The organism is Streptomyces sp. NPDC036764 (assembly GCF_055609385.1).
The window spans coordinates 217,527-229,630 of sequence record NZ_JBVJPT010000002.1 but is presented as its reverse complement, the minus strand read 5'-3'; the positions used below and the strand labels follow the sequence as shown (position 1 = coordinate 229,630).

Genomic DNA, 12,104 nt, shown 5'->3' with positions numbered 1-12,104 from the left:
GCACCGGGTTCGGCGTTCAGCCGTCGAGCCACCAGCGGGGCGCCGCCCAGGCCAGCCCGTAGCTGAGGCTGTTCACCGACCAGTGCAGGGCCATCGGTGCCAGGAGGCTGCCGGAGCGGCGGCGCAGCTCGCACAGGACCACCCCGGCCAGGGCCGTGGCGACGATCGCCACGGCCACGGTCGGCGCCACCCCCGCCGGCCCGTCGCCGAAGACCGAGCCCACCGCGGCGTTGGAGCGGTTGATGCCCCGTGAGGGCATCAGATGCCACACCCCGAACAGCAGTGACGACAGGCCGGTGGCCCACGCCGTTCCGTGCCGGCGCCTGATCATGGCCCACAGCACACCGCGGAAGGCGGTCTCCTCCAGCAGCACGGTCCCGAACGGCACCCGCACAAGCGCTCCGAACAGCATCCGCTCCAGGGACAGATCCGTGGCCCGCGCGTCCCGGAACGCATCCCGTCCGGCGGGAAGCGCGAGGAGGATCAGCAGGACCAGCAGGACGATCGCCACCAGGACGGGAGCCCACCGCAGCCCCCGGCGCACCCCCTCCGGATCGAGCCCCAGGTCGGCCCGGGTCAGACCGTCCCAGCGGGCGATCAGCAGCAGCACGGCCGTCGCCGTCACGCAGATGAGCACGTACATGGCGGGGCTCCGCGCGAGCCAGTTGTTCAACAGGTTCGCGGCGGCGAGCACGGCGACAGCACAGGTGATCCGCATCCGGGTTCCAGCATCCCCCGGCGCCATCGTCCCGGCTCCCCGGTCCGTCCGTGGGCGTGTCGGCCCGTTCCGGGCGTTCAGCCCAGCTTTCGGCAGTACAGCGCGTCGGGCGTGCGCGCCGACCCCACCCGGCCTGTGTAGGCGATCCCGGCCGCGTACTCGTCGTCCGCGCACTGGCCCTTGTAGCGGCCGTACGCGAAGTCGCCGCCCTTGGCGGCCGGCCCCCGGTTGTCGCCCCGGTCGAACCAGACCGTACGGCCGCTCGTGCCGAGCCTCCCGGCCGGCGCGGCCGCGCACAGGGCGGCGGAGACGGCCGCGCCGCGGACGCTGTACCCGATGAGGAACTGACCGTCGGCGCACTGGAGTTTGGTGTACCCGGACGCCCAGTCGCCGCCGGGGCGGACGTGCCGTTCGTCGACGACCACCTCGTGGCCGCCGGCCGGGGCCCACAGCGCGCCGGCGGTCACGTCCGAGCACAGTCCCCGGTTGCCGGTGCGGGCGAGGCCGAGCAGCCGCTGCCCGTCGGGGCAGGCCGCCTTGCGGGCGCCGGAGTCCCAGTCGGGCAGAGCGCGCATTCGCCGCGACTGCACGAAGTCGCCGTGGTCGGGGCTGAGCATGGACCACTGGGCGACCCGCGGCACCGGGCCGGTGCGGCCGTCGGCCTCGATGAGCCGTGTCCAGGCGGCGGCCCGCCAGTCGTCGCCGTCGTACAGGCCCATCCGGCGGCCTTCGGCGTCCCAGTGCAGCAGCGCCCAGCCGTTGCCCTGGCGGTTGTCGTGCCAGCCGACGAGCGGCCAGTAGGCGAAGTCGGCGTCGGTGCGGATGAGTTGGTCCACGAAGTTCTCGAACCAGGCGCGCGGCTTCTGACCGGTCTCGGCGCGGCCCCCGACGCCGAACTCGCTGATCCAGACGGGGGCGGTGAAGTGCTGGTCCTGCTCGGCGGACACGAAGAAGGCCTGGCGGTTGAGCACGGCGATCAGTTCGGTGGGGCTCAGATCGCGGTAGCGGGGGTCGGTGGTCTCGCCCGTGCCGGTGGCGCCGCTGTGGTTCGGGCCCGTGTAGTCGTAGAAGTGGGCCGAGTACACGAGCTTGCCGGAGTCGACGAGCGTGTGTGAGAGACGGCGGGCGGGCTCCAGGGTGGGGCGCTCGTGCGGGAGGCCGTCGACGGGGATGCCCGTCCAGTTGATGCCCTCGACGACGATCAGCAGGTTCGGGTTGGCCTCGGTCAGGATGCGGTCCCCGACGCGCTGGGACGCGGCGAACCAGTCGTGATCGTCGCCGAGGCCCCAGTTGGGGTCGTCCCAGACGTTCCGGCGCACCTCGTTGTACAGGTCGGCGCCGACGACGCGCGGGTCGTCCCGGTAGCGGCGGGCCATGAACAGCCAGTCGTCCTCCCAGGCGGCGGTGGACCGGCTCGCGTTCCAGCGTTCGTTGCCGTCGACCCCGCAGCACCAACGGGTGGTGTTCGTATGGTTGTTGAGGATCACCGCGAGGCCGGCCGCCGTGAGCTCGCGCACCACCGCGTCGTACACCTGGAGCGGGGTCTTTCCGCGCAGCGCGGGGTTGGCGGCGACGGAGTCGTCCGTCACGGGGCGGCTGTCGTGGATCATCTCGTTGGAGAACGGCAGCCGGATGCTGTTGATCCCGATCTCCCGGAAGCCCGCGACGATCTCGGCCATCGGGGCGCGGTCCAGGCCGAGCGGCATCCGGCCGGAGTTCTCGCCCGCGTGGTGGGCGGCGTCGTCCTCGGGATCGCCCGAGCCGTTCCAGGTCCCGCTGGCACCGTGCCAGTTGCCCGAGCGCAGCTTGAAGCGGTCGCCGTCCGCGTCGACGATCCAGCGGCCCCGGGTGCTGAGCGGAGGCGTCCAGTCCGCGGCCGCGACCGGGGCGGCCGACTCGGCGACGGGCCGCGGCTCGGCCATGGCCTGGGGGAGGGGGGTCGCAGGGACCAGGAGCACTGCGGCGGCCAGTGCCGCTCTCACCAACGTTCCGCGCACGGGCACCATCCCGAAAGCCGTGGACTTGTCATGGCGGCGTCATGCTGAGCCGGCTCATACACCGTAGTGCACGAACGCCACCCAGGCGCTGGGATGTTCGGGCAGACGCAGAGGTTCCTCGCGCAGCGCCTCATGGAGAGCCTGGGCGCCGCCGGCATGGAAGGGGGAGTGGTTCGAGCCGTCCGCCAGGAGACGGTCGTACACGCTCCTCGTGATGCGGGAGGTGGGCCGGTCGTAGACCGGCCACAGGGTGCCGATGACCGCCTGGAACCCGGAGTACATCAGGGCGGCGGCGAGGCTGATCCACTCGTCGTGCACGAGCTCGCCGCCCGCCGCGGTGGCACAGGCCGCGAGGAAGGCGAACTCGGCCTGGAGCGAGGGTAGTTCGATCAGATCCGTGCCGGTCAGCGGAGCGTCGTGCAGGTCCAGGCGGCTGCGCAACGGATCGTCCAGCTCCTGCCGCGGAAGGGCTCGTCCAGGTACTGCACGCCGTGACAGTCGAAGTGGGCCCAGAGGTGCCGTTCCAACTCCGCGCGGACCGAATCGCCGGTTGCCGCCGGCCCTTCGAGCACGGTGCGCCGCTCCGCCGGCAACAGCTCCTCCAGGTGGGCACGGGTGCGGGCGGTGCCGGGGAGGCTCGCCTGCCCGGCGGCGTCGCTCACGGACACGTGCAGGAGGCGATGGTCCGCGGTGCGGTCGCCCGCGCCGCGCTGCTCGCGGGCCCGTACCAGAACCAGCAGATTCGGGGTGTACGACGGCACGACCCGGTCCAGCACGCCGGCACCGACAGACTCCTCGCGCTCCTCGGGTGCCGGCCGCGCGGGGACGTGCCGGGGCTCCTCCCATTCCCCGGGTGCCTGTCGTGCGGCGGCGTGCTCGGATTCCTCCCGTTCCCCGGGTACCTGCCGCACGCCGGCACCGCCGGACTCCTCCCGCCCTCCGGGGGCCTGTCGTGCGGCGGTGTGCCTGGATTCCTTCCGTTCCTCGGTTGCCTGTCGCACGCCGGCACCGCCGGACTCCTCCCGCTCTCCGGGGGCCTGTCGTGCGGCGGTGTGCCTGGATTCCTTCCGTTCCTCGGTTGCCTGTCGCACGCCGGCACCGCCGGACTCCTCCCGCTGTCCGGGCGTCTGTCGTGCGGCGGCGTGCAGGGGAAGCGCGCTCAGGGGTCCCGTCGGGCACCACCACAGGCGCGGGCGGGACGTGCCGTCGGCCCCGCCGCCCTCGTCGAGTGCGTTCAGGACCGGTTCGGCGATGACGCGCCACAGCCAGTCGAGGGTCTCGCCGACCACCCGCTCCCGCCCGTCCTCCTGACCGCCCGTCATCGCCGCGACGTACCGGCGGGCCCGGTCGTGGGCCTCGTCCTGGGTGAGGCCGGGAAGGCCGATCGTGCGCGGCTCGCGCGCGCCGTCCTCGACGATGAGCGCGGCGCACCCCAGACGGCTGACGTTGACGACGACGACCGGCCCCTCCGCGCCGGCCGGGGACAGGTCCGGCCCGAATGCGGGCATGGTGAAGACCGCGTCCGGCAGCGCCTGCTGAGCGCGTATCGCAAGGCTCGGCCACTCGCGCTGCATCCTCGCCTGCGCCCGGTTTTCCAGCTTCTCCCACCGGTACACCAGGGCCATCCGCCGGTCGTTGGGCATGCCGCCGTCCCGCTCCAGGGCGGCGGCGAGCTTGTCCATCCGCCGGGGCGAGCCGCGGCGCCACCTCGTACAGCCGGCTCCGGTCGGCACGGGTCCGCAGCAACTGCTGCCACAGCACGGCGCGGCCGCCTTCGAGCAGCTCCAGCGCGTGAGCGGGCCGGCCGGCGTCCATCGCGCACGCCGCCGCGTCGGTCGCCAGGCCGGTGTGGCCGGCCAGCATGTCCTCCCGAGCCGTACGGCTGTGCCCCCACCACGCCGCCTGCGGCAGCAGTTCGACGGCGGCCGAGAGGCCGTGAAGTCCCGACGCCGGTCCGTACCGGTCGGCGGCCGCGTAGCCGTACGCACAGGCGGCGGCGAGCCGTGTCAGGGCCGGGGCCGAGGTGGTCTCGCTCAGCCGGCGGCGCAGCTCGGCGAGGTCCGGGAGGTCCGTCGCCTCCTCGGGCAGGGCCGTGCGGGCCTCCACGGCCACGATGAGATTCGCCTTCCTCACCCATACGGCCGACACTTCGTCCGCACCGGGGCCGGAACCCGCTCATCACCCGGGCAGGCCGGCCACACCGCCCCTGTGGCCGGCCCGCCCGGCAGCGCACCGCCCTTGTGCCCTTGTGGCGCCCCGGCACCGCACCGCCCCTGTGCCCTTGTGGCACCCCGGCACCGCACCGCCCTTGTGCCCTTGTGGCGCCCCGGCACCGCACCGCCCCTGTGGCGCCCCCGCACCGAGCTGAGCATGCTCGGTGGTACCGCGTCCGCATCCCCGGGCAGGAGGCACGATCCCCATGCCGGCCAAGAACCTCACCGTGAACCGCGCGGCCCTCGGCCATCGCCTCGCCTACGCCCTGCGCCACCCGGACCGGGTGCCCCGCCATCTGGCCCGCTCGGCCCGCGACATATGGCTGCGCCGCCGCCATCGGGACCATGTCTCCTACTACCGCGCCGTGATGCGCTCCGACACCCGCGCCGACCCGGACGCGGCCGTCGGCAGCCACAACAGGGAGCGATGGCTGGCGCTCGGCCAGATGCAGTTCGACTACCTAGTCGGCCACGGCCTGCGCCCCGGGCACCGGATGCTGGAGATCGGCTGCGGCAACCTGCGCGGCGGCTGGCGGTTCATCCGGCACCTGGAGCCCGGCCACTACTACGGCATCGACATCTCGCCCGACATCCTCTTCGCCGCGCAGGACACCGTCGTGGCGATGGGCCTGCAGCGGCGGCTCCCGACGCTCACCCCGGTGCGCGACCTGACCCTGCGGTTCCTGCCCGAGGCCCACTTCGACGTCGTGCACGCGCACAGCGTCTTCTCGCACTCGCCGCTGCCGGTCATCGAGGAGTGCCTGGCCAACGTCGGCCGGGTGCTGGCGCCGGGCGGCTGGTTCGACTTCACCTTCGACCGCACCGAGGGCGAGGAACACCAGGTCCTGCGGGAGGACTTCTACTACCGCACCGAGACCCTCGTGGAGCTGGCCGAACGGCACGGACTGCGGGCCCGGTTCATGACGGACTGGGAGGAACTCCCGCACGGCCAGTCGAAGATCCGTCTCACGCACCCGATGTGAACCGACTGCCCGTCAGCAGTCCACTTGTAACCGGTCAGTAGGTCATTTGTAACCGGCCAGTAGGTCATTTGTCCCGGACTCTTGACTCGTCAAGCGCCAGTGGCCATCCTCGTCGCACATATTGCGAGGTCATGACAACCCGACCCCGCTTTCCCGTCGACCGAGGGACGTGGGCTGTGACCACTGCCGGACGCCCGTACCGCAGACGCAAGAACGTCACCGTGGTGTCGCTCCTCCTGCTCGTGCTGTCCATCGCGCTCGGACCCACCCCGAGTTCGGCGGCCGGCACCAACTGGTGGGACCCGACCGCGCGGCCCGCGCCGGACTCCCAGATCAACGTCACGGGGGAGCCCTTCGCCGGCACCAACGCCAAGGGCGAGGTCCGCGGCTTCGTCGACGCGCACGACCACATCTTCTCCAACGAGGCCTTCGGCGGCCGTCTGATCTGTGGAAAGCCGTTCTCCGAGCAGGGCGTGGCCGATGCCCTCAAGGACTGTCCCGAGCACTATCCGGACGGCTCGCTGGCGATCTTCGACTTCATCACCAACGGCGGCGACGGCAAGCACGATCCGGTCGGCTGGCCCACCTTCAAGGACTGGCCCGCCCATGACTCGCTGACCCACCAGCAGAACTACTACGCCTGGGTCGAGCGCGCCTGGCGCGGCGGGCAGCGCGTGCTGGTCAACGACCTCGTCACCAACGGCGTGATCTGCTCGGTGTACTTCTTCAAGGACCGTAGCTGCGACGAGATGACGTCGATCCGGCTCCAGGCCAAGTTGACGTACGACATGCAGGCCTTCATCGACAAGATGTACGGCGGCACCGGAAAGGGCTGGTTCCGGATCGTCACCGACAGCGCGCAGGCCCGCCAGGTCATCGAGCAGGGCAAGCTGGCCGTCATCCTCGGCGTGGAGACCTCGGAGCCCTTCGGCTGCAAGCAGATCCTCGACATCGCGCAGTGCAGCAAGGAGGACATCGACAAGGGCCTGGACGAGCTGTACTCGCTGGGCGTGCGCAGCATGTTCCTGTGCCACAAGTTCGACAACGCCCTGTGCGGCGTCCGCTTCGACTCGGGCGGACTCGGTACGGCCATCAACGTCGGCCAGTTCCTGTCCACCGGCACCTTCTGGAAGACCGAGAAGTGCACCGGCCCGCAGCACGACAACCCCATCGGCAACGCCGCGGCCGCCGAGGCCGAGAAGGAACTTCCGGCCGGCGTGGACGTCCCGTCGTACAACGCGGACGCGCAGTGCAACGTCCGAGGGCTCACCGATCTCGGTGAGTACGCCGTACGGGGCATGATGAAACGCAAGATGATGCTCGAGGTCGACCACATGAGCGTCAAGGCCACCGGCCGGGCCCTCGACATCTTCGAGTCCGCCTCCTACCCCGGCGTCCTGTCCTCGCACAGTTGGATGGACATGGACTGGACCGAGCGGGTCTACGGCCTCGGCGGCTTCATCGCCCAGTACATGCACGGCTCCGAGGGCTTCATCTCGGAGGCGAAGCGCACCGAGGCCCTGCGCGACAAGTACGGCGTGGGATACGGCTACGGCACCGACATGAACGGCGTCGGCGGCTGGCCGGGACCGCGCGGCGCCGACGCCCCGAACAAGGTCACGTACCCCTTCAAGAGCACCGACGGCGGCTCCGTCATCGACCGCCAGACCACCGGTCAGCGCACCTGGGACCTCAACACCGACGGTGCGGCCCACTACGGTCTCGTCCCGGACTGGATCGAGGACATCCGCCGCATGGGCGGTCAGGACGTGGTCGACGACCTCTTCCGGGGTGCCGAGTCCTACCTCGACACCTGGGCGGCCTCCGAGGGCCACGAGGCAGGGGTGAACCTCGCGCGCGGTGCGAGCACGTCGGCCAGCTCGTCCGAGTGGAGCCTGTTCACGAGCTACCAGCCGGGCCGGGCCGTCGACGGTGACGGCGGCACCCGCTGGGCGAGCGACTGGAGCAACGACCAGTGGTTCCAGGTCGACCTCGGCTCCACCCGCCTGGTCAAACGGGTGACCCTCGACTGGGAGCGCGCGTACGGTAAGGCCTACCGCATCGAGCTCTCCACGGACGGCGTGAACTGGCGGACCGCCTGGTCCACGACCGCCGGCGACGGCGGCCTGGACACGGCCAGGTTCACCGGCACTCCGGCCAGATACGTACGCGTCCACGGCCAGGAGCGGGGCACCGACTGGGGCTACTCCCTCTACGAGGTCGGCGTCCACAGTAGCTGACACCCACGAGAGGGACTCCATGGCACGGTTGCCGTCCGCCGAGCGGCGGCGACAGCTCACCGAAGCGGCGATCAGGGCGATGGCCCGGGACGGCGTCCCCAGGACGACCACCCGGTCCATCGCCGCCGAGGCGGGCGTCTCGCTGAGCGTCTTCCACTACTGCTTCGACTCCAAGCAGGAGCTGGTCGAGTCCGTCATCACTACCATCACCGGGCACTACGTGACGCTGGTGAAGGAGGCGCTACGGCCCCGGAGCACCCTGGAGGAGACCGTGCGGGCGGGGTTCCAGGCGTACTGGGACCACGTCCGCGCCCACCCGGACGAGCACATGCTCACCTACGAGCTGGCGCAGTACGCCCTGCGTCAGCCCGGATTCGAACATCTGGCGCGCCGGCAGTACGAGCTGTACGCCGAGACCTACGCCGACCTCATCGACCAGCTCGGGCAGACGATGGGCCTGCGGCTGCGCGTCCCCGCCCCCGTGCTGGCCCGCTACCTCGCCGCGATGACCGACGGGCTGACCCTGAACTATCTGGTGCTCGGCGACGAGGAGGTCTGGAACGACATCCTCGACACCGTGACCTCGCACATCACGGGGCTGGTGAGCGAACCCTGACCGGGGTCACGCCCGCGCGACGGCAGCCCGCTCACTGTCCGACTTGTCTGAATCATTATGAAACAGCCAGTGCATCTCCGGCTCCATCACACCGCGCAGGAGCCGCCGGACGGGCGGTGTGCACAGCACCGTCACGACCGCGGCGGCCACGAGGGTGACGGCGATCGCGCCGAGCGGCCGGTGGATCCAGGCGGGGTCGTACCAGCCCTCGTACTTGGCGCCCTGCGCGACGAAACCGTGCAGGAGATAGCCGTACAGCGTGCCCGTGCCCAGCACCGTGCACCACATCCGCCGCCCGGGCACCCAGGACAGGAAGCACGCCACCAGCACCAGCGAGCAGACGAACAGGACCGGCGTCATCACCACCCCGTACCACTGCGGCGCCCCCAGCTCGTCCGCGCTGTCGCGGTGGTAGAACCAGCCACCGGTCATCCGCGGCACCGCCCAGTACGCCATCACGAAAGCGCAGGCGAAGACGGGTACGGCCGCGATCCGCACCGCGCGGCGCCGGACCAGCCGGAAGTGCTCGGGCCTCAGGGACAGCCCCAGTACGAAGTACGGCAGGAACTGAAGGGCGCGCTGGAGGTCCAGGTCATTGCCGATGGACGGCGAGAGGGTGGCCAGCATCGCCACGACCAGTGCGAGGGGCAGCGGCAGACGCACCCGCCGCCACAGCGGGGTCGTCAGCCGCCACAGGAACAGCGCCACCAGGAACCACGTCAGATACAGCGGGTCCAGCAGGCTGATCGGCCGGTCCGGCTCCTGGTCCGTCCACCGGGTGAACAGGGTGTACGCGGTCTCGAAGACGACGTACGGCACGATCAGGCCGGTGACCAGGCGTCTGAGCTGCTTCGGGCGGCCGTCGAAGCTTCGGGAGAAATAGCCCGAGATGATGATGAACGCCGGCATGTGGAAGGCGTACACCAGCATGTACGCGGCGGAGACGGTCCGGCTGCCGTCGCGCAGCGGCTCCCACGCGTGCCCCACGGCCACCAGCACGATCGCCGCGTACTTGGCGTTGTCGAAGAACGCGTCCCGGTGCTTCGAAGGCGCAGGTGACGGCCCCGCGGGGCGGACACGGGCGGTGACTGTGGCGACGGGCTGTGACATCCCACGCGTCTCACCACTTCGGGCCGAGGCAAACATCTGCGGGTGAACACGGCTCCCCGAGCGGCGCGCCGTGTGGACATAGGGCCGTCAGGGTGTGGTCGTAACCCGTGTGATCGCTTCGGATGGTGCGTCCGCAAGACATGACTGACGGTGGATCACGTCAAGGCCTGGCTCCAGTGGTGATGAAGCGTCAGCCGCCCAGGTCATGACGGAAGGATTCACCTATGCGCTCTGTTCGCATGCTGCTCGCCACCGCGACGGCCACGGCCGCGCTGGCGATCGCACCCGCCGCCTACGCCGTCACCATGGGTGACTGGGACCCGGAGGAAAGCTCCCACAGCAAGGAGCACGACAAGTCCGAAGAGCACGGGAAGACCGAGGACCCCGGTAAGTCAGAGGAGCACGGCAAGTCCGAAGAGCACGGTAAGTCGGAGGAGCACGGCAAGTCCGAGGACCACGGTAAGTGGGAGGACCACGAGGAGGAGGGCAAGCACGACGGACCGCGTGGCGGGATCCACACGGGTGGCGGAGCGCTTGCCGCCGTGACCAACGGCGACGACTGGGGCGGTGACAAGGACCCGAAGCACGACCCGGACAGCTACCGCAGCAAGGAGGGCGGCCCCGAGAAGAGCTGGGGTGGCGGCGAGGAGGACCACGGGAAGGACTCGTGGAAGGGCGACGAGGAGGACTCGTGGGGCGGTGAGAACGACGAGGAGTCCTGGCGCTCCGGGCACGACAAGCCGCACGGCGGGATGCACACGGGCGGCGGCGGCCTCGCCTCGTCGGGTGTGACCGCGGGTGGGGTTGCCGCGCTCGCGGTCGCCGGCACCGGTATGTACGTCGTGCGCCGTAAGAAGGCCTCCGGAACCGCGGCCTGATCATGCCCGATGACATAACCGCTGTGGCCGCCGCGCGTGCGCCGCGCGTCGCGGCGGCCCCGTCGGTTGTTCCCTTCTATGCGTTCGCTGCCGTGCCCCAGTGAGGTGGTGCCCGATGACCGCCGGCCGTCCCTCTTCCCCCGACACCGATCCGGCCCCGCCCGACCCGGCCGGTTCCGCCACCTCGCGGCGGATAAGACGGGTGGCCATGGCTACGTTCTGGGGCGCGATCGCCGTGATGGTCCTGGCGGTCACCCTGAGCGGTGGCGAGGACACGGCGTCCGAGGGGTACGGCCTGCCGCGCGCGTCCTCGGCCGAGCGGCGCGCCCTCGGCGAGAACGGGTCGCACGCTCCCTCGCCCAAGAGGGAGACCTCCCCCGACTCACGGCCCGTGGGCAAGCACCTGCCCCGCGCCCGGCCGCTCAGGCTGCTCATCCCCAAGATCTCGGTCAACGCGCCCTTCGCCGATCTCGTCATCGGCCGGGCCGGCCGGCTCGAACCCCCGCCGGCCGACAACACCAACCTCGTCGGCTGGTACGCGGGCGGGGCTTCCCCCGGTGAGCCGGGCACGTCGATCATCGCCGGGCACGTGGACACGGCCACCTCGGCCGCGGTCTTCGCCAACCTCAGCGGGCTGGCGAAGGGCGACCGTTTCCAGGTGGTGCGCTCCGACGGGCGCAGCGCGTCCTTCCAGGTCGACAGCGTGGAGACCTTCGACAAGGACACCTTCCCGAGCGCCCGCGTCTACGCCGACACCCCCCGCGCCCAGGTCCGCCTCATCACGTGCGCCGGCGACTACGACCGTCAGGTCAAGGACTACACCGCGAACCTGGTGGTCTTCGCCCACCTCGTGTGAGCCACGCGCCGCCGCTCAGCATTGCGGAAGCTGGGACTTCCAGGTGTTCGGGCCGCCGGTGTCGAGGTACCAGTCGTTGACGTAGCCCCAGGACCTGGGTGTGGAGACCTGCATCCAGTAGCGGTAGTTGTGGCCGTCGGCGTCCGGGTCGCCGGTGGTCCAGCAGGACAGCTCCAGCCACTGCCCGTTGCCATAGCGGGCCACCTCGCCCGCGCCGTAACGCGGTTCGGTACGCATCACCAGGGCCGAGCCCGGGTCGATCCCGATCACCTGGGCGCAGCGCGCCGGGTCGCCCGGTCCCGCGCCGGGGCACGGACGCGGGGCGGCCTGGGCGGGCGCGGCGGTGAACAGTCCGGCTCCGGCGAGCAGGACGGCGGCCGCCCCCGTGACGGCCGCCGACCTGCGCCGGGTTGAGAGCAGGCGTGAAGTGGGCATCGGCTCCTCCGTTCGATCGTGCTGATCGTCGATGCCCTTCGACCTTGGCAGCGAACGG

11 protein-coding genes are annotated in these 12,104 nt (G+C 71.1%); 5 read left to right on the top strand and 6 right to left on the bottom strand.

The genetic code is table 11. The features are described from left to right. Nucleotides 1–16: 16 nt before the first annotated feature. From ACZ69Q_RS12570 to ACZ69Q_RS12555, 4 genes are all read right to left on the bottom strand, one after another. Nucleotides 17–718, bottom strand: a complete 702-nt coding sequence (locus ACZ69Q_RS12570) for a lysostaphin resistance A-like protein (protein WP_471040747.1) — start codon at nt 716–718, stop codon at nt 17–19. Nucleotides 719–795: 77 nt separating this feature from the next. Next, nucleotides 796–2,724: a glycoside hydrolase family 5 protein gene (locus tag ACZ69Q_RS12565; RefSeq protein ID WP_471040744.1), complete on the bottom strand. Its 1,929-nt coding sequence runs from the start codon at nt 2,722–2,724 to the stop codon at nt 796–798. A gap of 45 nt (nt 2,725–2,769) precedes the next feature. Continuing rightward, the gene (locus ACZ69Q_RS12560) at nt 2,770–3,156 is read right to left on the bottom strand and encodes a CHAT domain-containing protein (protein ID WP_471040741.1); all 387 of its coding nucleotides are present in this window, start codon (nt 3,154–3,156) and stop codon (nt 2,770–2,772) included. After that, nucleotides 3,120–4,397 carry a CHAT domain-containing protein gene (locus tag ACZ69Q_RS12555; RefSeq protein WP_471040738.1) on the bottom strand — a complete coding sequence of 426 codons (1,278 nt, stop codon included), beginning with the start codon at nt 4,395–4,397 and terminating at the stop codon, nt 3,120–3,122. Before ACZ69Q_RS12555 ends, ACZ69Q_RS12560 begins: the two co-directional genes overlap by 37 nt. 737 nt (nt 4,398–5,134) lie before the next feature. On the opposite strand from ACZ69Q_RS12555, the gene ACZ69Q_RS12550 reads away from it, so the two are divergent. The 3 genes from ACZ69Q_RS12550 (at nt 5,135) to ACZ69Q_RS12540 (ending at nt 8,767) form a co-directional block, all read left to right on the top strand. Next, on the top strand, nt 5,135–5,911 hold the full coding sequence (locus ACZ69Q_RS12550) for a class I SAM-dependent methyltransferase (RefSeq protein WP_471040735.1): 777 nt from the start codon (nt 5,135–5,137) through the stop codon (nt 5,909–5,911). 176 nt (nt 5,912–6,087) lie between these two features. After that, on the top strand, nt 6,088–8,151 hold the full coding sequence (locus ACZ69Q_RS12545; protein ID WP_471040732.1) for a discoidin domain-containing protein: 2,064 nt from the start codon (nt 6,088–6,090) through the stop codon (nt 8,149–8,151). 19 nt (nt 8,152–8,170) lie between these two features. Continuing rightward, on the top strand, nt 8,171–8,767 hold the full coding sequence (locus ACZ69Q_RS12540) for a TetR/AcrR family transcriptional regulator (protein WP_471040729.1): 597 nt from the start codon (nt 8,171–8,173) through the stop codon (nt 8,765–8,767). A gap of 6 nt (nt 8,768–8,773) precedes the next feature. Here ACZ69Q_RS12540 and ACZ69Q_RS12535 read toward each other — a convergent pair whose 3' ends face one another. Continuing rightward, nucleotides 8,774–9,877, bottom strand: coding sequence for an acyltransferase family protein (locus ACZ69Q_RS12535; RefSeq protein WP_471040726.1), 1,104 nt, complete (start codon nt 9,875–9,877; stop codon nt 8,774–8,776). A gap of 224 nt (nt 9,878–10,101) precedes the next feature. On the opposite strand from ACZ69Q_RS12535, the gene ACZ69Q_RS12530 reads away from it, so the two are divergent. Together ACZ69Q_RS12530 and ACZ69Q_RS12525 are read left to right on the top strand one after the other, a co-directional pair. Continuing rightward, entirely contained in the window at nt 10,102–10,755 is a 654-nt protein-coding gene (locus ACZ69Q_RS12530; protein ID WP_471040723.1) for a hypothetical protein, read from the top strand. A gap of 115 nt (nt 10,756–10,870) precedes the next feature. Next, entirely contained in the window at nt 10,871–11,611 is a 741-nt protein-coding gene (locus tag ACZ69Q_RS12525; protein WP_471040720.1) for a class F sortase, read from the top strand. Nucleotides 11,612–11,626: 15 nt separating this feature from the next. Here the strand turns inward: ACZ69Q_RS12525 and ACZ69Q_RS12520 are convergent, their stop codons facing one another. Beyond that, nucleotides 11,627–12,046, bottom strand: a complete 420-nt coding sequence (locus ACZ69Q_RS12520) for a hypothetical protein (protein ID WP_471040718.1) — start codon at nt 12,044–12,046, stop codon at nt 11,627–11,629. Nucleotides 12,047–12,104 lie beyond the last annotated feature (58 nt).

Excerpts from the sequence above, each read along its gene's own strand:
- ACZ69Q_RS12555 (WP_471040738.1), bottom strand. The coding sequence starts at position 4,397 with ATGGACAAGCTCGCCGCCGCCCTGGAGCGGGACGGCGGCATGCCCAAC.
- ACZ69Q_RS12540 (WP_471040729.1), top strand. The coding sequence starts at position 8,171 with ATGGCACGGTTGCCGTCCGCCGAGCGGCGGCGACAGCTCACCGAAGCG.
- ACZ69Q_RS12525 (WP_471040720.1), top strand. The coding sequence starts at position 10,871 with ATGACCGCCGGCCGTCCCTCTTCCCCCGACACCGATCCGGCCCCGCCC.
- ACZ69Q_RS12565 (WP_471040744.1), bottom strand. The coding sequence starts at position 2,724 with ATGGTGCCCGTGCGCGGAACGTTGGTGAGAGCGGCACTGGCCGCCGCA.
- ACZ69Q_RS12520 (WP_471040718.1), bottom strand. The coding sequence starts at position 12,046 with ATGCCCACTTCACGCCTGCTCTCAACCCGGCGCAGGTCGGCGGCCGTC.
- ACZ69Q_RS12570 (WP_471040747.1), bottom strand. The coding sequence starts at position 718 with ATGCGGATCACCTGTGCTGTCGCCGTGCTCGCCGCCGCGAACCTGTTG.
- ACZ69Q_RS12535 (WP_471040726.1), bottom strand. The coding sequence starts at position 9,877 with ATGTCACAGCCCGTCGCCACAGTCACCGCCCGTGTCCGCCCCGCGGGG.
- ACZ69Q_RS12550 (WP_471040735.1), top strand. The coding sequence starts at position 5,135 with ATGCCGGCCAAGAACCTCACCGTGAACCGCGCGGCCCTCGGCCATCGC.
- ACZ69Q_RS12530 (WP_471040723.1), top strand. The coding sequence starts at position 10,102 with ATGCGCTCTGTTCGCATGCTGCTCGCCACCGCGACGGCCACGGCCGCG.